Below are 22,425 nucleotides of genomic sequence, written 5' to 3' on the forward strand. Positions count from 1 at the left end.
TTAGCGCTTTTTTAATCGCCAGCGGATTTTTGACAAACAGGTATCTACCCACGCGTAATGCATTTGCCGGATTTTTTTACGTGGCACCGCGCTATTACGGCATACGTCGGCCAGGCGTTTAAAGATATGCAGCGCCTCAGCTGGGTAATAGTAGTAGCCATACAATACCTTCGACATGCTTTTCACCTCAGAGAAACAGTTGGCGAGCATTAACGCCGCCAACTGTCGCAACGGTTCATCCCCCGGATGCTGGTCAATAAAGAGCAGCATCTTGTCGATAGCAAACAGCATATCTTCAATGTCTTTGGCTTTAACATTACGGGTAATCCCGTGACTGTTGTCGCGATAAAAATAAAGCACGTGATCGAGATGAGCAATTTTCTGGGTTTTGAAATACTGGAAAGGCGTGAAGATCACGTCTTCATAACGCCGACCGTTTTCAAATGACTCACCCTCAAGCAGACTTCGTCTATAGACCCGGCTCCAGAGGTGCCACATCGAGTTGGCAAACAAAGGGGTGAGGCAGGCAAGGCCGTGATTAGCAAAATCATAAACGCTACGCTGTATGGTCGTAACGGCGGGTTGCACTGGCGGAATGTCGGTAAACTTCTGGTAATTGAAATCGATCAGATCGTCTTCATCGGCAATCAGCAGTGGACGCAGGATGCTCAGATAGTCGTCACTCAATAAATCATCGCCATCAAGGAAGGTAATATAGCGCCCTTGAGCATGATGCAGCCCGACGTTGCGGGCGTTGGCGATACCCCCATTTTTTTGCGAGATAAAGGTGACATGCGGATGCTGCCATTTGGCCAGCAGTTCGCTGACTCGCCCAGCGGATGCATCTGTTGAACCGTCATCAATGATGACCACTTCAATATCATCGCCAATCTGGTTGAACAGCGAACTCAGGCTGGCGACCACGAAGTCTTCGTTATTGTAAAATGGCACAATAACGCTGAGCAGAGGCGGCGAAGAGTGCATGGTTTTAATCCTGCGCGGGTGGCGTTTTCTTCACTGACAGTACGCTGGCAATAATCGCCAGGCAGAACATGGCAGTGCCTTCGGTGCTGAAGAAGATGACGTCGCTGAGCCCATATACAAACAGGCTGAATGTCACTCCCAGCAGTAATGCGTTGCGGTAGGGCTTAAGTGAAGAAACAAGTAGGCCAACGTAGAGCGCCAGTAAAAACAGCACGCCCCAGACCCCTTTGAGTGAATAGGTCTCTAGCAGTTCGTTGTGCAGATGCACGTTGATGTAAGGCATGACACCATACAATTCTGGCTGTTTGGCAACTATAGCTTTGATTTCCTCCCCGCGTTGTTCTGCAGATTGCCCTAACGGCGCCATAGTACCTGTGCGAACGCCAATGATTTGCATCGAAAGACGGGACATAATTGAGTTATCGATTTCGGGAGTATTCACCAGTTGCATATTAGTTTTAAAATCGGCAATACGTTGTTCTATCTGTGATTTGAAAACGAAGCCGCTAACGAGCAGTAACAGCGGCACTGAGGCGACCAACAGTATCTTATGCTTATGGGAGATCAGGTTCTTCGTCGCCAATATCGACAGGGCAACCGCAACCGGGTACACCAGCATTGCCGCCCGCGTTCCGGTGAGCACCAGCGTTGAGAAGGTGAATAAGAAGCCGATAATGTACAACGGGATGCGGTATTTTGTCCGTAGCATCAGTATTGACTGCATCATCACCAAATTGATGGCGGTAATCAAATAGGCGGCAACGGTAGCGCGATCGAAGTTAATCTCTACGCGACCAATATCCAGCCACAAGCCCTGATAGAGGGAATAACCGTTGACCGCAATGCCTGCCAGCAACGCAATTACAATGAATGCGCGTTGCATGCAAAGACGTTCATTTACCGCAATCAGCAAAATAAATGCGGTGGCAATCTGCAATTTACCGGTCGACATATAAGAGCGGTAAATATTAATGTACTCGCCCGGCTGTTTGAAATACTGCAACCAGAAAATACTGCCCATACCTACGCAGAAGAACAGAACAGGCACGATAAGGTTTCTTTTGTTTTTAACGTAATACTTTAGGTTTAAACATACGGCGATGAACGAGATATAACTGGAAATATAAAAGATATTGCGCCCGGTGTCGGAGCCGAAGGGGATAGTGCAAAACGCGATAGCACATCCCAAATAGATCAGATAACTGAAGGCAGGGTGCGGTGTGGTTTCTTTGAGTAGCATGGGGCTTGGTTTCCGGCTCACATTACGGTTGGGCAACAAATGATTTTAGCGCGTCATCAAACTCGGTTTTGAACAAAGCATAGCTGAAATGTTCGATGGGATAGCGCTGTGCGTGTCGGCTCATGTTTTGATAGTCTGCGGGATTCATCAGTTTTTCCACCGCATCTGCGCACTCAAGGTGCGACAACAACTTAGGCATTACCAACGTATCACTAACCGGGTCATAAACATCGTGAGGGAAATCCACCTTGATGCCCGTTAGCCGTTGGTGTTCTTCAATCGTTACCGAGGGGGTCAAGCCAATGCCGCAGAGCCCGTCTTTAATCACTTCAGGCTGGCCATCGACCTGCGGGAAAATTACCGGTACGCCAAAATACAGCGATTCCATACAGGATAAGCCGAAGGGCTCGGTGATTGGCGTACTCATATAGATATGCGTGCGGTTGAAGAAATCCGCTACGTTATCCTGGAAACCGCTGAAGGTGACTCGGTCGCCCAGTTTGAGTTTTTCCGCCAAGGCTTCAAATTCAGCTCTGTCTGGCCCCTTGCCTGCAATTTCCAGGGTGACATCGTGCCCGCGGCGCAGCAGCTCCTGCATCATCAATAATGATACGCTGATGCCTTTCAGGCTGACCAACCGTGACGCAGTACCTATTCTGATCGGTTTGCTGAGCGGTTTCAGGCTATCGCTGATCCCTGAGGGCGTTTTCAGTCGATTGATCACCACGTGATTCGGGCAGGGCAGATTGAACCGCAGCGCCATCACCCGTTTAGAGGCGTAGGACGCCGAGATACAACCGTCCAGCATGGCCAGAAAACGTAATGTCTTGTGGTTTTTCGGATAGCGCCATGAACAGCCATGGTCGTAATAAATCATTTTGCCGCGTTTAGGCTTAGCGGCCAGACCGGGCACCAAATCCCAAACGATGACCACGTCGGCGTTGGCCTTCTCGATTTTTCTTTTGAGCAGGTATTTGCGCAAGAATTGTGGGCAACGCAGCGGCAGTGAATTAATCAGCCGGTTGGCAAATGTGACTTTCTGGTCAGGCATTTGACGGCGGATCTCTTCGCCGATCTCACTGCTGATACAAATCACCTCGTTACTGCCGTCGGTTGTGTCGTTGATATACTGCAGGAACAGGCGTTCAACACCGCCCATTTTCCCTAAGTTGATAATGTGCAGCTTTTTCATCCAATAACCTTTTGCAGCTCGTCCCAGACGGAATCGGCGGTGATAGTCGCCATGTTTTTTTCCGGAGATATCAGGGAATGTTGATTCTGCCCGTAACCACCTATCAAGCCTGGATCTGTGGGCCCAAACAGCGTGATGTTCGGCCTGTCGAGCGCGGCGGTCAGGTGGCTGAGGCCGGTATCGACCGAAACCACGCCTTTTGCGCCGGCCAGCACTTCGGCAACCTGCTGCAGGCTAAGCTTTGGCAAAACTTCCACATGCGGGAAGCCTTCCGCCAAACGCAGTGCACGCAGGCGTTCGTGTTCCGCACCCCACGGCAATTTGATCTTCAGCCCGCTTGGCGCCATCAGTTTAATCAGATCGCGCCAATGAGATTCCGGCCAGTGTTTATCATCGCGGGTGGTGGCGTGCAGAAACACCAGATATTGCCCGGCGTCGGCCGGTAGATGATTGAGAAAGCGGGCGGCAATGGCGTAATCGCCGACGCTGTCGGGTTTTTCGTAGCCCAGACTTTTGGCGAACAACTCACGCGTACGTTCGACGGCATGTTGCCGCTTGTCGATGTCATGGCGAAAGTTGTAGAACCAACTGGCAAAGGGTTCGCGGGCGCTTTTGCTGTCCTGGCCATGCTTGCTGCCTTTGGCGATACGGGTGATCAGCGCCGCGCTTTTGATTAGCCCCTGGGCGTCTATCACCGCATCGTAGTCGCGCTCTTGCACCACACGTTTGAAGTCACAACGTTGCTGGCGGGTTTCACTGCCAAACCAATTTTTGCGCCAACGGCGGATTGCCACCGGGATCACACGGTCCACCGCCGGGTGCCAAGTGGGAATTTGGCTAAACCCCTCCTCTACCACCCAGTCAAAACGGATGCCGGGAATGGCCTGCATGGCATCCGTTAACGCCGGTAGCGTATGGAGTACATCCCCCATGGAGGACGTTTTTACAATCAACACCTGCATGCTTATTCCTCGCTGGCGGCAAGTAACGGCGTCAGCGCGTCCAACACCTGCTGTGGCTGTATATCGATCAGGCTTTGATGGTAACCCTGATCGGCATCGCCTTTGCGTATCTTATGGTAACCACTGATTAAGCGGATCACTTTGGCCTTGTCGGACAGCGGTGGGGTGAAGTCCGGGCTACTTGGGCCATACAGGGCTATCAGCGGTTTGTTCAATGCGGCTGCAACGTGCATCAGGCCGGAATCATTGCTGACCACAGCCGAACAGGAAGCGAGCAGGATCACCGCTTGTTCAAGCTGGGTTTCCCCAGCCAGGTTCATGCAAAAACCGCGTGCGTCGTCATCCAGCGCCGCGCGAATTTGCTCGCCCGCCTCATTATCTTTGGCAGAGCCAAACAGGGCGATTTGATAGCCTTGGTCGATCAACTTCTGCGCCAGAGAGGCATAGTGATAATGTGGCCAGCGTTTTGCCGGGCCAAATTCGGCACCTGGGCAAAAACCGATAATCGGTCGGTGATCGGTCAGATTGAAGGCGGCGGTGGTTTCCGCAATTTCTTCGTCGCTGACCTGCAGTTGCGGCCACAATAGCGGCTGCGGCAGATCTTCTGCGCGTTGAATGCGCTGTTTGTCGTAGGCCAGCGCCACATAACGTTGCACCATCAGCGGGAAGGCGGCCTTGTCCAGCACGCGAACATCATTCAGCAGGCCGTAGCGCATTTCCCCGCGCCAGCCGGTGCGCTGCGGCACGTTGGCAAAGAATGGCACGAGTGCGGATTTGAATGAGTTTGGTAACACGTAAGCGCGATCGTATCCGTTAGCGCGGAGGGCATGCCCCAAACGACGACGCTCACCGAGTGCCAATGCGCCGTGGCCTAACGGCATCGACAGCGCTTGATTGACTTCCGGCATACGCGCCAGTAATGGACGGCACCAGGCCGGTGCCATCACATCAATTTCTGCCGTCGGGTGCTCGGCCTTCAGGGTGCGGTAGAGACTTTGCGACATCATCATATCGCCAACCCATGAAGGGCCGATAACCAGTATTTTCATACCCGGGGTGATTCCCTTCAGCTTAAGCGGTGCGGTTTAACCAAGCCATGTACTCTTTCACGCCTTCGGCGACCGTTTTGAACGGTGCGTCATAGCCGGCAGCGCGCAGCTTGGTCAGATCGGCTTGGGTAAATGCCTGATAGCGGCCCTTTAGCTTTTCTGGGAACGGGATATTTTCTACCGTACCTTTCTGATGGAAGTCGACGACTGCGTCGGCCACGGCCTGGAAGGTTTCCGCCCGGCCGGTGCCGCAGTTGAAGATGCCGGAGACGCCGCTTTTCCAGAACCACAGGTTCACGGCTGCCACGTCGCCAACGTAGATAAAGTCACGCTTGAAGTCTTGGCTGCCGTCGAACAGTTTTGGATTCTCACCGCGGTTGATCTGGTTGTTCAGGTGGAATGCGACGCTGGCCATACCGCCTTTGTGGCCTTCACGTGGGCCGTAAACGTTAAAGTACCGGAAGCCGCAAATTTGTGAGTCGGCTTGCGGTAGGATTTCGCGTACATACTGGTCGAACAGGAATTTGGAATAGCCATAGACGTTCAGCGGCTCTTCGAATTGACGCTCTTCGATAAATTCTTCACGACCGCCGTAGGTGGCTGCAGACGAGGCGTACAGGAACGGAATCTCACGATCCAGGCAGTAATGCAGCACATCTTTGGAGTACTGATAGTTGTTGTCCATCATGTACTTGCCGTCCCACTCGGTGGTGGACGAACAGGCACCTTCGTGGAAGATTGCATCGATTTCGCCCAGATCGTCACCGGCCACGATATTGGCGATGAAATCTTCTTTGTCGATATAGTCGGCGATGTCGAGATCCACCAGATTGGCGAATTTGGTGCCGTCTTTCAGGTTATCGACCACCAGGATATCGCGATACCCTGTGTCATTCAGCGCTTTAATGATGTTGCTGCCGATCATGCCGGCGCCACCAGTAACGATAATCATTGGGTTACCCCTGTTATTCTGCCCGGTGGGACACGGTGCCCCACGCTCAATGCCGCTTATAATAGCATTTCATGTCGCCGCAAACATCGGACGGGCTCCGAATATCCCGAGATGTCGAGTCCGGCAGCACTTTGCCGTGATATCTGCTGCAATTTTCATATTCTCTCCCGCAGTTTCTCGTCAGTTTGGTTACAAATCAGTAAAATATGTTGAAAACAGACCAATCCTGGAGATAACCGAATGTCCGCGTCTTTTTATCAGCAGTTGGAACAACAACTTGCAACCACCCGTAGCGAAGGGCTGTTCAAAGAAGAGCGCATTATCACCACTGCTCAGCAGGCGGATATTGCCGTTGCTGATGGCCGTCATGTGATTAACTTTTGCGCTAACAACTATCTGGGTTTGGCTAACCACCCGGCGATGATTGCCGCGGCCAAGGCTGGCATGGACAGCCACGGTTTCGGTATGGCGTCGGTACGCTTTATTTGTGGGACTCAGGACAGTCATAAACAGTTGGAGCAAAAGCTGGCTGATTTCCTCGGGATGGAAGACGCTATCCTGTACTCCTCCTGCTTCGATGCTAACGGTGGGTTGTTCGAAACCCTGCTGGGCCCGGAGGATGCCATTATCTCTGATGCGCTGAACCATGCGTCGATCATTGACGGTGTCCGGTTGTGTAAGGCAAAACGTTATCGTTACGCTAATAACGATATGACCGAATTGGCCGCACAGCTGAAGCAAGCCAAGGCTGACGGTGCACGCCACATCATGATCGCCACCGACGGTGTGTTCTCAATGGACGGCGTGATTGCCAACCTGAAAGGGGTTTGCGATCTGGCGGATCAATACCAGGCGTTGGTGATGGTTGATGATTCCCACGCGGTGGGTTTTGTTGGTGCTCATGGGCGTGGTACTCACGAATATTGCGACGTGATGGGGCGTGTTGACATCATTACGGGCACGTTGGGCAAGGCGTTGGGCGGGGCTTCTGGCGGCTATACCGCGGCGAAGAAAGAGGTGGTGGAATGGCTGCGTCAGCGTTCGCGTCCTTATCTGTTCTCCAACTCGCTGGCGCCGGCGATCGTTGCCGCTTCGATTAAAGTGCTGGAACTGCTGGAGCACGGTGACGCATTGCGTGATCGTCTGTGGGCCAATGCGAGCCTGTTCCGTGAAAAAATGACCGCGGCAGGCTTTGAGCTGGCCGGGGCCGATCACGCCATCATCCCAGTGATGTTGGGTGAAGCAAAACTGGCGCAGGATTTCGCCAATGCGCTGCTCAAGGAAGGCATTTATGTGACGGGTTTCTTCTATCCGGTGGTGCCGAAAGGCCAGGCGCGCATCCGTACCCAGATGTCCGCCGATCATACCCCGGAGCAAATTGAACGTGCGATTGCGGCGTTCATTCGTATCGGTAAAGATCTTGGCGTTATTGCATAAGGTAAAACCATGAAAGCATTGTCAAAATTGAAAGCGGAAGAAGGGATTTGGATGACCGATGTGCCTCAGCCGGAGCTGGGCCATAACGACATCATGATTAAAATCCGTAAAACTGCGATCTGCGGTACCGATGTTCATATTTATAACTGGGATGAATGGTCGCAGAAAACCATCCCGGTACCTATGGTGGTCGGCCACGAATACGTGGGTGAGGTGGTTGCCATCGGTCAGGAAGTCAAAGGGTTCAACGTCGGTGACCGTGTTTCCGGTGAAGGCCATATCACCTGCGGCCATTGCCGTAACTGCCGTGGCGGCCGTACGCATCTGTGCCGCAACACGACGGGTGTCGGTGTGAACCGCCCTGGTTCGTTTGCTGAATATCTGGTGATCCCGGCGTTTAACGCGTTCAAGATCCCAGACAATATCTCCGATGAGCTGGCGTCTATTTTTGACCCCTTCGGCAATGCGGTGCACACCGCACTGTCATTTGATCTGGTTGGCGAAGATGTGCTGGTTTCCGGTGCTGGGCCGATCGGCATCATGGCCGCAGCCGTGTGTAAACACGTTGGTGCTCGCCATGTGGTGATCACCGATGTTAACGAATACCGTCTGGATTTGGCGCGCAAAATGGGTGTGACCCGTGCGGTAAACGTCAGCAAAGAAAATCTGAACGACGTGATGGCTGAATTGGGCATGACTGAAGGGTTCGACGTGGGGTTGGAAATGTCCGGCGCACCACCGGCATTCCGTTCACTGCTCAACGCGATGAACCACGGTGGCCGCATTGCCATGCTGGGGATTCCGCCGTCTGACATGTCGATCGACTGGAATCAGGTGATCTTCAAAGGGCTGTTTATCAAAGGGATTTACGGCCGTGAGATGTTTGAAACCTGGTACAAGATGGCTGCACTGATCCAGTCTGGTTTGGATCTGACGCCGATTATTACCCATCGTTTCTCTATCGACCAGTTCCAAGATGGCTTTGACGCCATGCGTTCCGGTCAATCCGGGAAAGTGGTGTTGAGCTGGGATTGATTGTAAAAAAGGCCGGAATCCCGGCCTTTTTTTATGCTTTTGGTTTCGCTGGTGCAGTGTCCGCCCAGCGTTGCCACTGGCGTTTGATGAATGTCACCGCTGGCGATTGCGCTACGCTTTCACCGATCACGTTAATCACCGTGCTCGCGTTGACTTTTTCTTTCGGCAACTTGACCTTACACTGCTTGATGCCACCGGTGAACGGGTTCTTCGGCTGTGGTTTCGGCTGTTTTACCGGCGGTGGAACATAATTATTGCCGCCGCTGCTGTTGCCCTGTGGTTCGTTGAGCAATGCGCTGGGTTTTACCAGCACGATATCCGCTGGTAGCGTTGGTAGCATTTGCTGCAGCACCTTCACGGTGGCTGGACGCGGGTGACCAATCGCGATGGCCGATCCCGTACGGCGTGCCAAGTCTACCGCACGGTTGAATTGACGTCGGATATCGGCTTCGTTGGCAGTATCGTCCAGGAACACCTTACGCTTGATGACCTTCACGTGCGTTCCGGCCGCCGCTCGGGTAGCTTGGCTGTTACCGATGGTCATGCTGTCGAGGAAATAAAGCTGATAACTGTCGAGTGCCTGCATGACTTTTTGCATGCCTGGCAGGCTAGACGTCATGGCGCTGCCCATATGGTTATTCATACCCACCGCATAGGGCACATTATTAACCGCATTGCGGATAATGCGCTGGACCTCTTCGCTACTCATGGAAGGCTGCAATGTATCACGTTCCAACGGTTGCTTGCTGAGCGGTGCCATTGGCATATGAATCAGCACTTCGCGGCCCTGACTGTGGGCGCGGGTGGCCATCAAACGGGCATGGGGGGCATTAGGCAATACGGCGATTGATATCGCCGTTGGCATTTGCAGTACAGCGCCTTCTTCATGCGGACGATAACCCACGTCATCGATGACGATGGACAGTTTCCCTGCCTGTGCAGTGCAGACTTGCAACAGACAGCCAATCAGTACGACAGTACGGGTTTTGATATAGCGCAAATCTATCTTCCCAACCACGGTAGTGGGTTAACGGCCTGACCTTGGCGACGAATTTCGAAATAAAGCGATGGTGTGCCCTGACCCCCGCTGGTGCCGACTAAGGCTATCGGTTGACCTGCTCGCACCTGCGCACCGACGTTGACCAGTGCACTTTGGTTATAGCCATACAGGCTCATGTCACCCTTACCGTGTTCGATGACGACAACCAGCCCATAACCTTGCAGCCAGTCGGCCAGCAATACGCGGCCATCGGCGATCGCTTTTACTTCGCTGCCTTCTCTGGCCTCAATGACCATACCTTTCCAGCGTAACTCACCTTGCAGTTGTTCGCCAAAACCGTGCAGGGTGCGGCCGCGTACTGGCCATATTGCTTGCCCGTTTGGTCGGCCCAGGCCGCCGGTTCGGGCCATCAGCGAGCGGTCGGCTTCGCTTGGTTTATAGCTGGTGCCGGTTTTTTTCGCTTGCTGCTCTTTAACACGAACCTGTTCACGTACCTTGGCCGCTTCACGTGCTTCGCGTTCAGCACGAGCACGGGCTTCACGTTCGGCACGCGCAATCTGGTCTCGCATGCGGGTTTCGTTCTGGCGTAGTTCCACCAGACGTTGCTGATCTTTTTCCAGCGAGGCTTCGAGTGCGGTTAGCGTTTTCTTACGTGCGCCGCGTGCCTGCTCCAGCTTTTGCTGCTGTGTTTGTTGCTCGCCTAACAGCGATTTTTGCTGGCCTTGCTTGGCCACTAGCGTTGTTTTCTGCTTCGCCAGTTCGGCACGGGTTTGCTTGAGTTCTTCAATCGTTTTTTGCCGTGCTTCGTTCAGGTAGCCGAAGTAGGCCAAAATACGCTCGCTGCGCTGGCTCTCTTCACCACTAAGAACCAATTGCACTGCGCTGTGCTGTCCTTGTCGGAAGGCAGCATCAAGCTGTTTTGCGAGGATATTCTGCTGGGTGGATTGCTGTTTTTGCAGCTTGGCAATTGAAGCGTTCAAACCGGAGATGTCTTTCCCCAACTGGTTCAATGTGCCTTGCGTGTCGCGTAACAGGCGGCTTGCCTGTGCGATAGTTTTTTCTTGCTGCTTCAGTTGATCCTGCAAAGAGCTGCGCTGTTGTTGCTGCTGCTTAACCGCCTTTTCTTTCTCGGCGATACTTTGCTGGATGTCTTTGAGTTGGGATTTGTTGTCTTCCGCAGCCTGGCTGGCGAGCGGCAACAACAAGACGCCAGCGTAAAATACGCTGGCGCACATGGTGGTTAACTTCCTTGGCGCAGTGCGTTCAGGCAGCGATTGGCTGCCTGTGTTTGCGCTTCGGGTTACCCTTGATAGTGCAAAAAACGCCTTTTCCCTCATAGGGAAGGATTATTCCACGATGAACAGCGGCTTACCAGTCATCTCTTGCGGGATTTCCATTCCCATCAGTGTCAGCATGGTTGGTGCGATGTCGGAAAGCTTACCCCCATTGACTGCGCTGGCAGGCTTGCCGATGTAAATCAACGGCACGGGCAAGCTGGTGTGGGCGGTATGAGCCTGACCGGTTGCCGGATCACGCATTTGTTCGGCGTTGCCGTGATCGGCGGTGATCAACAGCTGCCCATCGGCGGCCTTAACCGCCTCGACAACCTGAGCGATGCAGTTATCCAGCGTTTCTACCGCCTTCACTGCCGCGTCATAGACGCCGGTGTGCCCCACCATGTCACCATTAGGGTAATTACATATGATGGCGTCGTATTTGCCGCTGCCAATGGCGGTCAGCAGTTTGTCGGTCAGCTCTGCGGCACTCATTTCAGGTTGCAAATCATAGGTAGCGACCTTCGGTGAATTGACCAGAACCCGATCTTCCCCAGCGAAAGGTTCTTCAACGCCACCGTTATAGAAGAAAGTCACGTGCGCGTATTTTTCGGTTTCCGAGATACGCAGTTGCGTTTTGTCATGCTTCATCAACCATTCGCCGAAGGTGTTGTTCAGCGATGCCGGTGGATAGGCGCAGGGGGTTTTGATATCGGCGGCGTATTCGGTCAGCATGACGAAATCACCAAAGTTGATGACGTTGTCGCGCGGGAACCCGTCGAAATCTTTATTGACGAAGGCGCGAACGATCTGACGTGCGCGATCGGCGCGGAAGTTCATGAAAATCAGTGCGTCGCCGTCATTGAGCTCGGCGGCCGCTTCCCCCGCAGCCTGGAGTACAGTCGGCTTCACGAATTCGTCGTTTTCACCGCGCTGATAGGCCGCCTGCAGGGCAGCAACCGCGTTGTCGGCAACGTATTCGCCCTTGGCCTGAGTCAGCAGGTCATAGGCCAGTTGCACGCGGTCCCAGCGGTTATCACGGTCCATGGCGTAATAGCGGCCAATCAGCGACGCAATGCGCCCGGTACCCAACTTGGCAAAGGTGTCGCTAAAGCGTTGCAGGGAGGTTTCTGCACTGCGTGGCGGGGTATCACGGCCATCCAGAAAAGCGTGCAGATAAACGGCTTTGGCACCGCGCTGTGAGGCCAGTTCAATCATCGCCATAATATGGTCTTCGTGGCTGTGTACACCGCCCGGTGACAATAGCCCCATGATATGCACCGCTTTGCCTGCTTGAACGGCTTTATCGACCGCGGCCGTCAGCGTTGCGTTGGTGAAGAAATCACCTTCTTTTATTTCCTTGTCCAGTCGCGTCAGGTCCTGATAAACAATGCGCCCGGCGCCCAAGTTAACATGACCAACTTCAGAGTTGCCCATTTGGCCGTCAGGCAGGCCGACATCCAGTCCAGACGCGGCGATCAGTGTGTGCGGCTGCTGTTGCCACAGACGATCCATCACCGGTGTTTTTGCGTTCAGAATGGCGTTGTCCTGTTGCTCCTCGCGGTGGCCATAACCGTCCAGAATCACCAGTACCATCGGCTTTTTGTTACTCGACATTGCATTAACCTCGTTATGAACTTCTAAGTTGTGAATAGCCATCAATCCGCGATCGGGTTGATGGCTATTCACCCTCGAAAACTGCCTGATTTTACAACGTGGCCGCTTAAAAAGAGCCCAGAGAGATCAAAGTTGCAGTGAACAAGGCGGCCTTTTATGCTCTGACACCGAGAATTTCTCAGCGTGGCCCGCAGTTTCTGCAATAGCGCTTGCTTATTGGCTGTATTTGCTGCACTCGGCAGGTATACTCTGGAACCTTGAGTTATTTTTTCCCTTAACTGACGGGAGTTGTTATACCCCATGCTGCAAGAAATTATGCAATTCGTTAGCAAGCATCCCATACTGAGCCTGGCCTGGATTGCCCTGCTGGTTGCGGTGATCGTCATGACGTTCAAGAGCCGTTTCTCAAAGGTGAAAGAGATCACCCGTGGTGAAGCCACTCGCCTGATTAATAAAGAAGATGCCGTTGTGGTAGATACCCGCAGCCGTGATGATTTCCGCAGAGGCCACCTGGCCAACGCCATCAACCTGACCGCCAGCGAAATCAAAAGCGGCAGCCTGGGCGAGCTGGAAAAACACAAGGCTCAGCCAATCATCGTGGTTTGTGCCAATGGCACGACCTCCCGTGAACCTGCAGAAAATCTGAGCAAAGCCGGTTTCGAAAACGTCACTACGCTGAAAGACGGCATTGCCGGCTGGAGCGGGGAAAACCTGCCACTGGTGCGCGGTAAGTAATTGTTTAACGTATTTGAGGTGGTAATTCATGGCTAACATTGATATCTACACCAAAGCGACCTGCCCGTTCTGCCATCGCGCCAAAGCGTTGCTGAACAGTAAGGGCGCTGCGTTTAACGAAATCGCCATTGATGGCGATAATGAAAAACGCGAAGCGATGATTGCGCGCAGTGGGCGCACCACCGTGCCTCAGATTTTCATCGATGGCCAACATATCGGCGGCTGCGATGATTTATATGAACTCGATACTCGTGGTGGTCTGGATCCGCTGCTTTAAGCGGGCGGCTGCCGGTTACTGAGTGTCAATAAGGACGTTTAACCAAGGGTATTACACACATGTCAGAACAAAACAGCACAGAGATGGCTTTCCAGATTCAGCGCATTTACACCAAGGATATCTCCTTCGAAGCGCCAAACGCTCCGCAGGTTTTCCAGCAAGAATGGCAGCCGGAAGTTAAACTGGATCTAGATACAGCTTCCAGCCAGTTGGCTGACGAAGTGTATGAAGTTGTACTGCGCGTAACCGTGACTGCATCTCTGGGTGAAGAAACTGCGTTCCTGTGTGAAGTGCAGCAGGCGGGCATCTTCTCCGTAGCGGGCATCGATGGTACGCAGCTGGCGCATTGCCTGGGTGCATACTGCCCGAACATTCTGTTCCCGTATGCACGTGAGTGCATCACCAGCCTGGTTTCTCGCGGTACATTCCCGCAGTTGAACCTGGCACCGGTTAACTTTGACGCGCTGTTCATGAACTATCTGCAACAGCAGGCGGAAGGCGAAGGTGCCGCACCACATCAGGATGCCTGATGAACACCGTCAATGCTTCAATGACCGTTATCGGTGCCGGCTCGTACGGCACCGCATTAGCCATTACGCTGGCGCGTAATGGCCACTCTGTGGTGCTGTGGGGCCATAATCCCGAGCAGATTCAAAAAATGCAGCGCGATCGCTGCAACCAGGCATTTCTTCCCGACGTCGCTTTCCCCGACACGTTATTGCTCGAAGCCGATCTGGCGCACGCGCTGGCTGCCAGCCGCGATGTGCTGGTGGTGGTACCCAGCCATGTGTTCGGCGATGTGCTGCGTCAGTTAAAACCCCATCTGCGCCCGGATGCCCGCATCGTGTGGGCGACCAAGGGGCTGGAAGCGGAAACGGGCCGGTTGTTGCAGGACGTAGCGCGTGAAGCGCTAGGTGATGCTATCCCGCTGGCGGTGGTCTCAGGGCCGACGTTCGCCAAAGAACTGGCTGCGGGTTTGCCGACCGCGATTGCATTGGCCTCCACAGATGCGCAGTTTGCCGAAGATCTGCAACTGTTGCTGCACTGTGGCAAAAGCTTCCGCGTTTACAGCAATCCCGATTTTATCGGTGTACAGCTGGGCGGGGCCGTGAAGAACGTGATTGCCATCGGCGCCGGCATGTCAGACGGCATCGGTTTTGGTGCTAACGCACGTACTGCATTGATTACTCGCGGCCTGACGGAAATGAGCCGCCTCGGCTCGGCTCTGGGGGCTGATCCTTCGACCTTTATGGGCATGGCTGGTCTGGGCGATTTGGTGTTAACCTGCACCGATAATCAATCGCGCAACCGTCGCTTCGGTATTATGCTGGGGCAGGGGAAAGGCGTGCAAGAAGCGCAGGACAGCATCGGCCAGGTTGTCGAAGGCTATCGCAATACCAAAGAGGTATTGGCGTTGGCACAACGCTACGGCGTGGAAATGCCGATTACCGAACAGATTTACCAGGTGTTGTATTGCCATAAAAATGCCCGGGAAGCCGCTCTGAGCCTGTTAGGGCGCACCAGAAAAGATGAAAAGCACAGCGGGTAATTTATAACCCTGTGGCTTAACATTTGACGGGTATAAACCGATATGCTGGGCGGCATGCCGACCCAGCAATTGTTTTGGGCCACTTGATCGCGATGCGATGCGGTGGCCTGTTTTGCAAGGCGGAGAGGAACCCGATGTCGTCAGAAGAGTTAGAGCAGGTCTGGAATAGCATCAAATCAGAGGCGAGAGGGCTGGCTGAATGTGAACCGATGCTGGCTAGCTTTTACCATGCGACGCTGCTCAAGCACGACAATCTGGGGGGCGCACTCAGCTATATTCTGGCAAATAAGCTGGCGAATCCAATTATGCCGGCCATTGCGGTGCGCGAAGTGGTGGAAGACGCCTATTTTGCCGATCAGCAAATGATCGCTTCGGCAGCTCGCGATATTCTGGCGGTGCGCCTACGCGACCCGGCCGTCGATAAATATTCTACCCCTCTGCTGTATCTGAAAGGCTTCCATGCACTGCAAGCCTATCGCATTGGCCACTGGCTCTGGTTGCAAGGGCGACAGGCGCTGGCTATTTATCTACAAAACCAGATTTCGGTCGCCTTTGGCGTGGATATCCATCCGGCCGCCACTATTGGCTGCGGCATCATGCTCGACCACGCTACCGGCATTGTAATCGGTGAAACGGCCGTGGTAGAAAATAACGTGTCTATTCTGCAGTCTGTCACCCTTGGCGGTACCGGGAAAACCAGTGGCGATCGCCATCCGAAGATCCGTGAAGGTGTGATGATTGGCGCCGGTGCTAAAATTCTCGGCAATATCGAAGTGGGTAAAGGCGCAAAAATTGGCGCTGGCTCGGTAGTGCTGCAATCGGTGCCGCCGCATACGACGGCGGCTGGTGTACCAGCACGTCTTGTCGGTCGACCGGAAAGCGATACGCCATCCATGGATATGGATCAGTACTTCAACGGTAACAACCATGGATTTGAGTACGGCGACGGTATTTAACCCTTTCGCATAACACATCAAACAGGGGGAGCTTTGGCTCCCCCTGTGCTTTATTTCTGCGAAGGAAGCTTAGCCCTGTTTCGGGAACGCGACCGTGTCGGCGACCATTTCATCGATTGCGGCTTTGACTTCTTCTTCCGTCACGGGTGCACTGTCATTGCTGACAGTTCTGCCGTAACTCTTGCGTACGACTTCCAGTACGGTCTTGCCGGTATCCTGATCGATCAACTCAGCTTCGAGGAACAGCGTCGTGTTTTGCGTACGGTGGCCCGTTGCGGCCATGGTGCTGGCAACCACTGCGGCAACCGGCACCACTTCATAGAATTTCATATCTTCATTTTCGGCAGAGACAGCCGTAATCGCCACTTTGGCGATCAATACGCGAGGCCCCGCCGGGCTATTGAGTATGGTGGTGCGCTCGGCTACCGCTTTTCTCAAACTTTTGTCGGTGTAGTGCCTAATTTTGTCTAGCGTCTGTTGGCTGATGCGGGCGTTAGGTTTCGCCTCTGGGTAATAGACTATGGGGGTAAAATAGACACCCCGATAGTTGGATTCTTTAAAGTTAGGATCGATCCAGCGTAGCGTTTTATGGCCGCTTGGTGAGCTGGTTTCCTGCAATTTACTGTAATCAGACAGGAATCCTGAGTACTGCTCTGTTGTTGTTACTTTTGATGCACAACCTGCCAGCAACAGGCCTGCTGCCAGGACCGCTGCGGCAACGCACAAGCGTTGTTTTTTCATACGATTTCCTATGGTGAGTGTCGATAACCCTTACAAAACATAGTTCATTATCTTCGGGCGCAGTGGGTGTTTTCAGCGCCGTGTGTGCGATGTTTCAGGCCAGTTTGTTGGGATTGTGATATTTGGCGTGTTTTTTATCTGTGGTACTCAGTGTTTGCGACAGTAAAAGCAATGCTGCCTCTGCATTTTCCTGTGCGATCACAATGGCTGATTGCCATTGTGGCAGTAGCGGCCAGAGATCTTGCTGATGTTCTGCCATCTGGTACCAGACAACATGATCGTGCCAATGGCCGAGGGTGCTTTGCGCCGTTTTCAGGTGGGCGATAGCGTCAGGCGTGATGAGGCGAAATTGGGGGTAGGCATCCACGACATAGCGCAGGTGCTTAACCAAGAGACGTAATCTATGCCGATCGTAATACGAGTCGGCAAGCGCCAGGCGCACTTGTTTTACCTGTTGGGTTATCTGATGGGCTATACGGTGTTTTGTATGCCGATGCTTGGTTATGAGGAACATGTTTAGCCAGGCATGCAGCAGTGTGGGGAGGCGGATAAGTAGCGGTAACGATGTTAAAGCGAGCTTGCGGCTTTGCAGTTCGGTCTTGCGCGTATTGGCCTGCCACGTTAACTGATGCTGATCCAGTTCGGTAATCAGCACTTCCAGATCGCGCATTGGCGTGGTGATTTTCCCCAGCTTGGCAGCGGCATCGTCGAGCTGCGCAACACCCGGAGTGCCGCGCAATGGTCTCAGCAGGCTCCTGAGACGCCGCAGGTTGATACGTACGTCGTGCAGAGCCTCGTGGTCTGTTGCGTCAGGTAAACGCAGCAGCGCTTGATTCAACGCGCTCTCGAGCTTGCGCGCTTGCGTGATAATACTCTTGACCAACACCATGTTGTGTCCCCAGAGAAGTCATCTTTAAAGATTATCCTCCCTGAAGTAGACACTGTCATTGGTTAAGATTTGATCACAGCGCCTGCGTAGTCCAGCTGCCGCCAGGCTTCGTACACCACGACCGCAACGGCGTTAGACAAATTCATGCTGCGACTTTGCGCTTGCATGGGAATGCGAATTTTTTGTTGTGCGGGTAGCGCGTTCAGGATATCAGCAGGCAATCCACGGGTTTCCGGGCCGAATAGCAGGTAGTCGCCGGCTTGATAGCTGACCGCGCTGTGCGCCGGGGTGCCTTTGGTGGTCAGGGCAAACAGCCGTTGAGGATTTTCGCTGGCAATAAAAGCGGCATAGTCGGCATGTCGTCGGATGTTGGCAAATTCATGGTAATCCAGCCCGGCACGACGCAGACGTTTATCATCCCACGGGAAACCCATCGGCTCTATCAGATGCAGTTGAAAGCCGGTATTGGCACACAGGCGGATAATATTGCCCGTGTTAGGTGGAATCTCAGGTTCGAATAAAACAATGTTCAGCATGTAAAAAGCCCCTCATGACGAGGGGCGCAGAATAGCAAAATCTGACCGAGCTGTCTTAGCCGATCAGCGTTGGTGCAGGGGTAACCACAGCACCAGTCGCAACCCGCCGAGCGGGCTGTCTTCCGCTTTCACCCAGCCGCGGTGCTGATTGACTGCCGCTTCTACGATCGCCAAACCCAATCCTGTCCCACCGGATGCGCGATCGCGTGCTTCGTCGGTACGATAAAATGGCCGGAATATTTGCTCGCGATCTTCCGTACTGACACCAGGACCATCGTCGTCAACCACAATGGTGATGCCCTGGTTGTCCGCGCTGAAGGCTACCGCAATGTGAGTGTTTGAGTAGCGCAGGGCGTTACGCACGATGTTTTCCAGCGCGCTGTCGAGCGCACCCGCATTGCCGAACAGCGTCCACGGGCCGGGAGGGGAAGTGACCTCCAGCTGTTTACCCATTTGTTCAGCTTCAAAACCAGCATCATCCAGTACGTCAGCCCAAAGCTCGTTGGCCAGCAACCGCTCACGCACCAGCTCGCTTTTCTGTTGCCCGCGCGACAGCACCAACAGATCGTTGATCATTGAGTCGAGGCGCTGTGCTTCGGTTTCGATACGTGCCAGCTCATGCCCTTCGCCGTGGCGGCGGCGCATCAATGCGGTAGCCAACTGTAGGCGGGTCAGCGGTGTACGCAGCTCATGTGAGATGTCAGAAATAAGCCGTTGCTGCGCGGTCATCATCCGTTCCAGTGCACTGACCATTTGGTTGAAGCTGGCACCGGTTGCCAGAAATTCTTGCGGCCCGGCCTCCAGTTCTGGGTGCTGTTTCAGGTTGCCTCGTGCAACATCATCGGCAGCATTCTTCAGTTTACGTGCCGGCTTTGCCAGGCTCCAGGCTAGCCACAGCAGCAGTGGGGCGCTGATTAACATGGTGACGATCAGCAGCAGCAGCGGCCGGTCGAACATCAGGTTGATAAAATCGGATTGCGGGCTGTTGGCGGGGCGGATCAGGTACAGCTGGTAATTGTCTTCACCGTCGCGAACGGAAAATGGACCAACCAGCTCAACGCGGCCGTATTTTTTCTTCTTGGGATGATCGGAATTATCAGACTGGCCAATAAAATTACGCACCAACTGCATTTCGTTGCGCTGCATGTTGCCAATCACCCGGCCTTCGCTGGTAACCAGAATGAGGCGCTGCCCAGGCGGGGCCCATTTTTCAATGGCACGGAATAAGCGGCGCCACCACATCAGATCGTTGGCCGGATCGTTTTGCAACTCGGCCTCGACATGTTGTTCCAGCATTAGCCCCTGCCGCTGCTCGCTGTCCAGCAGCGAGGTCATTTGGCGGGAGTCGAGCTTGGGCACCATCAACACCAACATCAGCACCAGAGCTAATGTGAACCAAAAAATGGCGAAGATGCGTGCCGTCAAACTGTTGATCATGTTGCTGATACCATTAAATAACCCCGTCCGCGCAAGGTTTTGAACCACGGATGGCCATCTTTGCGGTTCGGGAGTTTACGTCGCAAGTTGGAGATATGCATGTCGATGGCGCGGTCGAAAGGCGTCAGTCGTTTGCCCAATACTTCCTGGCTCAGCAGTTCACGAGAGACCACCTGGCCGAGATGCTGTGCCAGCAGGTACAACAGGGTAAATTCGGTGCCGGTAAGATCCAGCGTTTGACCGTCAAAGCTGGCTTCCTGGCGGCCTGGGTTGAGCTGCAAACCGTCAACGTCCAGCGTGGGTGCGCCGGTATCGACATTTTGCTGCTGTTCGCTCCAGTTGGATCGGCGCAGAATCGCACGAATACGCGCGACCAGCTCACGATCGTTAAACGGTTTTGGCAAGTAGTCATCGGCACCCAGTTCCAGACCCAACACGCGGTCCAATTCGCTGCCGCGTGCGGTCAGCATAATGACGGGTGTCTGGTGGTGCTGACGCAACTCTTTTAGCGTATCGATACCGTTCTTCTTTGGCATCATGATGTCGAGCAACAGTAGATCAATGGAGCTGTCCAGAAGCGACAACGCCTGTTCACCATCGTAGGCTACGACGATAGTAAAACCTTCCATTTCAAGAAGTTCTTTTAACAGCGAGGTCAACTCGCGGTCGTCGTCAACTAACAGAATTTTGTTCATTGTATTTTTTCCTCCTGACGCAAAATACGTCATCAACTGTTGGCATTCCATGACTTTACGTAGTTTTACATGCACTGACGCATGTTTGCAGGTGCAGCAGTACACTGCTCCTCGTTGATTCGCAAAGTGAGAAAGCACGAGGAGTTAAAATGCGTAAGGTGACCGCATTAGTTATGGCATCAATGCTGGCAATAGGTTCTACCGCTGCGTTCGCTGCTGACACTACATCGGAAACTGTACCGACTCCCGGAAACGACGCGATGACCAGAGCGCCTGGTCAGCACCACATGTTTGACGGTGTTAGCCTGACTGAACAGCAGCGGCAGCAAATGCGCGATTTAATGCGCCAAGCGCGCCACGATCTGCCTGGTGTCAATGTAGCTGAAATGGAAGCCATGCATAAACTGGTAACCGCAGACAAATTTGATGAAGCCGCCGTGTATGCCCAGGCGGAAGAGATGGCTCAGCAACAGGTTAAGCGCCAGGTCGAAATGGCCAGAGTACGCAACCAAATGTATAACCTACTGACGCCACAGCAAAAAAGTGTTTTAGACCAGAAACATCAGCAGCGTATGCAGCAGATGGAGCAACAAATTTCTGGTTTGCAGCAAACTTCTGCCCAGAAGTTAAGTATGACTGAGTAGTCCCCTGTTTTTCCTTGCCATAGACACCATCCCTGTCTTCCCCCGCCATGATGGCGGGGTTTTTTTTGTCCATCATTTCGCTATATTGACCCTCTCAACGTTCAACCGGGATGGGTTATGGAACCGCAATATGCGCGTTTGGTGAAGTCTGCCGCGCTAGCTGCCACCGCGTTGGCCTCAATACTGTTGCTGATCAAAATTATTGCCTGGTACCACACCGGTTCGGTGAGTCTGTTAGCGGCTTTGGTGGACTCGCTGGTGGATATTGCCGCGTCATTGACCAACTTGTTGGTGGTGCGCTACTCGCTGCAGCCGGCCGATGAAGAACATACCTTCGGGCACGGCAAGGCAGAATCATTGGCCGCGCTGGCACAAAGCATGTTTATTTCTGGCTCGGCGCTGTTCCTGTTTCTGACGGGCTTCCAGCATCTTTATTCACCTGAAACGCTGCGCGACCCTGGCATAGGTATTGTGGTTACGGTTGTTGCGTTGTTTAGCACTCTGTTGCTGGTCACCTATCAGCGTTGGGTGGTCAGAAAAACGCGCAGTCAGGCTGTGCGAGCAGATATGCTTCATTATCAGTCAGATGTCATGATGAATGGTGCTATTCTTATCGCGCTTGCGCTAAGCTGGTATGGTTTCCAACGGGCGGATGCATTGTTTGCATTGGGAATTGGCGTTTACATTCTTTACAGCGCGCTGCGGATGGGTAATGAGGCTGTGCAATCGCTGCTGGACAGGGCATTGCCGGACGAAGAACGCCAGGCCATTATTGAGGTGGTTTCCTCTTGGCCAGGGGTGAAAGGCGCACACGATTTACGCACCCGCCAATCCGGCCCGACACGTTTTATTCAGTTGCACCTGGAGATGGACGATGGGCTGCCGCTGATGCAGGCGCATATTCTGGCCGAGCAAGTAGAACAGGCGTTGCTGCATCGTTTCCCAGGGGCGGATATTCTCATCCACCAGGATCCTTGTTCTGTGGTGCCAGCGGGCCAGCAGGGGCGTTGGGAGCTATAATCAGTACAGGGACGGTGAGATTGCATAGCGCGCAAAGAGTGGCGTTAGCTCAGCGTGCCATGACAGTTTTTTACCGCAATATTGCGTGACTTGAATCAATTCAGCTGGGTGTTTTTGCTATAATATCCAGCAATAAAGCCGTAAAGCTGGTTTTCTGTAGCCTGAGTGGTTCCAAGACAATCGGCGAATACAGAATTCTTAAGA

General features: G+C 53.5%; 23 protein-coding genes. 9 read left to right on the forward strand and 14 right to left on the reverse strand.

All coding sequences use genetic code 11. The features are described from left to right. The 6 genes from AC2FCQ_RS19715 to rfaD are packed head-to-tail and all read right to left on the reverse strand — an operon-like array spanning window position 1 to window position 6,379. Window positions 1-984 carry a glycosyltransferase gene (locus AC2FCQ_RS19715; RefSeq protein ID WP_209640099.1) on the reverse strand — a complete coding sequence of 328 codons (984 nt, stop codon included), beginning with the start codon at window positions 982-984 and terminating at the stop codon, window positions 1-3. A 4-nt stretch (window positions 985-988) separates the two neighbouring features. Beyond that, window positions 989-2,224 carry an O-antigen ligase family protein gene (locus AC2FCQ_RS19720; protein WP_209640096.1) on the reverse strand — a complete coding sequence of 412 codons (1,236 nt, stop codon included), beginning with the start codon at window positions 2,222-2,224 and terminating at the stop codon, window positions 989-991. A gap of 22 nt (window positions 2,225-2,246) precedes the next feature. Further along, entirely contained in the window at window positions 2,247-3,416 is a 1,170-nt protein-coding gene (locus tag AC2FCQ_RS19725; RefSeq protein ID WP_209640093.1) for a glycosyltransferase, read from the reverse strand. Continuing rightward, a complete protein-coding gene (gene rfaC, locus AC2FCQ_RS19730; protein WP_209640090.1) occupies window positions 3,413-4,378 on the reverse strand; it encodes a lipopolysaccharide heptosyltransferase RfaC in 966 nt (321 codons plus the stop codon). Before rfaC ends, AC2FCQ_RS19725 begins: the two co-directional genes overlap by 4 nt. A gap of 2 nt (window positions 4,379-4,380) precedes the next feature. Then, on the reverse strand, window positions 4,381-5,427 hold the full coding sequence (gene rfaF, locus AC2FCQ_RS19735) for an ADP-heptose--LPS heptosyltransferase RfaF (RefSeq protein WP_490308895.1): 1,047 nt from the start codon (window positions 5,425-5,427) through the stop codon (window positions 4,381-4,383). A gap of 22 nt (window positions 5,428-5,449) precedes the next feature. After that, a complete protein-coding gene (gene rfaD, locus AC2FCQ_RS19740; protein WP_209640085.1) occupies window positions 5,450-6,379 on the reverse strand; it encodes an ADP-glyceromanno-heptose 6-epimerase in 930 nt (309 codons plus the stop codon). A gap of 240 nt (window positions 6,380-6,619) precedes the next feature. Here rfaD and kbl point away from each other — a divergent pair, with 240 nt between their 5' ends. Both kbl and tdh read left to right on the forward strand, forming a co-directional pair. After that, on the forward strand, window positions 6,620-7,816 hold the full coding sequence (gene kbl, locus AC2FCQ_RS19745) for a glycine C-acetyltransferase (RefSeq protein ID WP_490308896.1): 1,197 nt from the start codon (window positions 6,620-6,622) through the stop codon (window positions 7,814-7,816). Window positions 7,817-7,825: 9 nt separating this feature from the next. Continuing rightward, entirely contained in the window at window positions 7,826-8,851 is a 1,026-nt protein-coding gene (tdh, locus tag AC2FCQ_RS19750; RefSeq protein ID WP_490308897.1) for an L-threonine 3-dehydrogenase, read from the forward strand. Window positions 8,852-8,882: 31 nt separating this feature from the next. Here tdh and AC2FCQ_RS19755 read toward each other — a convergent pair whose 3' ends face one another. Genes AC2FCQ_RS19755 through gpmM form a run of 3 tightly spaced genes read right to left on the reverse strand, consistent with a single transcriptional unit; the run spans window position 8,883 to window position 12,742 of the window. Beyond that, window positions 8,883-9,851 (reverse strand): divergent polysaccharide deacetylase family protein, encoded by a 969-nt coding sequence (locus AC2FCQ_RS19755; RefSeq protein WP_490308898.1) that lies wholly within the window; start codon window positions 9,849-9,851, stop codon window positions 8,883-8,885. Between the two features lie 2 nt (window positions 9,852-9,853). After that, window positions 9,854-11,188, reverse strand: a complete 1,335-nt coding sequence (gene envC / locus AC2FCQ_RS19760) for a murein hydrolase activator EnvC (RefSeq protein WP_209640077.1) — start codon at window positions 11,186-11,188, stop codon at window positions 9,854-9,856. Window positions 11,189-11,197: 9 nt separating this feature from the next. Then, entirely contained in the window at window positions 11,198-12,742 is a 1,545-nt protein-coding gene (gene gpmM / locus AC2FCQ_RS19765) for a 2,3-bisphosphoglycerate-independent phosphoglycerate mutase (RefSeq protein WP_490308899.1), read from the reverse strand. A 300-nt stretch (window positions 12,743-13,042) separates the two neighbouring features. Between gpmM and AC2FCQ_RS19770 the strand changes: the two genes are divergently transcribed. From AC2FCQ_RS19770 to cysE, 5 genes are all read left to right on the forward strand, one after another. Continuing rightward, complete coding sequence (locus tag AC2FCQ_RS19770) at window positions 13,043-13,477, forward strand: rhodanese-like domain-containing protein (RefSeq protein WP_209640071.1); 435 nt, start codon at window positions 13,043-13,045, stop codon at window positions 13,475-13,477. 28 nt (window positions 13,478-13,505) lie between these two features. Beyond that, window positions 13,506-13,754: a glutaredoxin 3 gene (gene grxC, locus AC2FCQ_RS19775; RefSeq protein WP_037421687.1), complete on the forward strand. Its 249-nt coding sequence runs from the start codon at window positions 13,506-13,508 to the stop codon at window positions 13,752-13,754. A gap of 59 nt (window positions 13,755-13,813) precedes the next feature. Then, on the forward strand, window positions 13,814-14,284 hold the full coding sequence (gene secB, locus AC2FCQ_RS19780; RefSeq protein ID WP_004953255.1) for a protein-export chaperone SecB: 471 nt from the start codon (window positions 13,814-13,816) through the stop codon (window positions 14,282-14,284). After that, window positions 14,284-15,303, forward strand: coding sequence for an NAD(P)H-dependent glycerol-3-phosphate dehydrogenase (gene gpsA, locus AC2FCQ_RS19785; protein ID WP_265556750.1), 1,020 nt, complete (start codon window positions 14,284-14,286; stop codon window positions 15,301-15,303). Before secB ends, gpsA begins: the two co-directional genes overlap by 1 nt. A 134-nt stretch (window positions 15,304-15,437) precedes the next feature. Then, complete coding sequence (gene cysE / locus AC2FCQ_RS19790; RefSeq protein WP_209640065.1) at window positions 15,438-16,259, forward strand: serine O-acetyltransferase; 822 nt, start codon at window positions 15,438-15,440, stop codon at window positions 16,257-16,259. A gap of 69 nt (window positions 16,260-16,328) precedes the next feature. On the opposite strand, the gene AC2FCQ_RS19795 is transcribed toward cysE, so the two are convergent. The 5 genes from AC2FCQ_RS19795 to cpxR form a co-directional block, all read right to left on the reverse strand. Continuing rightward, window positions 16,329-17,000 carry a DUF3313 domain-containing protein gene (locus AC2FCQ_RS19795; RefSeq protein ID WP_209640062.1) on the reverse strand — a complete coding sequence of 224 codons (672 nt, stop codon included), beginning with the start codon at window positions 16,998-17,000 and terminating at the stop codon, window positions 16,329-16,331. A 94-nt stretch (window positions 17,001-17,094) separates the two neighbouring features. After that, window positions 17,095-17,889, reverse strand: a complete 795-nt coding sequence (locus AC2FCQ_RS19800) for a CHAD domain-containing protein (protein ID WP_265556749.1) — start codon at window positions 17,887-17,889, stop codon at window positions 17,095-17,097. A 62-nt stretch (window positions 17,890-17,951) separates the two neighbouring features. Further along, window positions 17,952-18,425, reverse strand: a complete 474-nt coding sequence (gene trmL / locus AC2FCQ_RS19805) for a tRNA (uridine(34)/cytosine(34)/5-carboxymethylaminomethyluridine(34)-2'-O)-methyltransferase TrmL (protein ID WP_209640056.1) — start codon at window positions 18,423-18,425, stop codon at window positions 17,952-17,954. Window positions 18,426-18,488: 63 nt separating this feature from the next. Then, window positions 18,489-19,862 carry an envelope stress sensor histidine kinase CpxA gene (gene cpxA / locus AC2FCQ_RS19810; RefSeq protein WP_209640053.1) on the reverse strand — a complete coding sequence of 458 codons (1,374 nt, stop codon included), beginning with the start codon at window positions 19,860-19,862 and terminating at the stop codon, window positions 18,489-18,491. Next, entirely contained in the window at window positions 19,859-20,557 is a 699-nt protein-coding gene (gene cpxR, locus AC2FCQ_RS19815) for an envelope stress response regulator transcription factor CpxR (RefSeq protein ID WP_004953234.1), read from the reverse strand. The genes cpxA and cpxR overlap by 4 nt, the downstream gene beginning before the upstream one ends. Window positions 20,558-20,706: 149 nt before the next feature. Between cpxR and cpxP the strand changes: the two genes are divergently transcribed. Both cpxP and fieF read left to right on the forward strand, forming a co-directional pair. Further along, complete coding sequence (gene cpxP, locus AC2FCQ_RS19820; protein ID WP_037421671.1) at window positions 20,707-21,201, forward strand: cell-envelope stress modulator CpxP; 495 nt, start codon at window positions 20,707-20,709, stop codon at window positions 21,199-21,201. A 117-nt stretch (window positions 21,202-21,318) separates the two neighbouring features. Continuing rightward, complete coding sequence (gene fieF / locus AC2FCQ_RS19825; RefSeq protein WP_209640049.1) at window positions 21,319-22,221, forward strand: CDF family cation-efflux transporter FieF; 903 nt, start codon at window positions 21,319-21,321, stop codon at window positions 22,219-22,221. Window positions 22,222-22,425: the final 204 nt, after the last annotated feature.

The sequence above is a fragment of the Serratia sp. CoH_134_PS_4 genome (genome assembly GCF_058190535.1).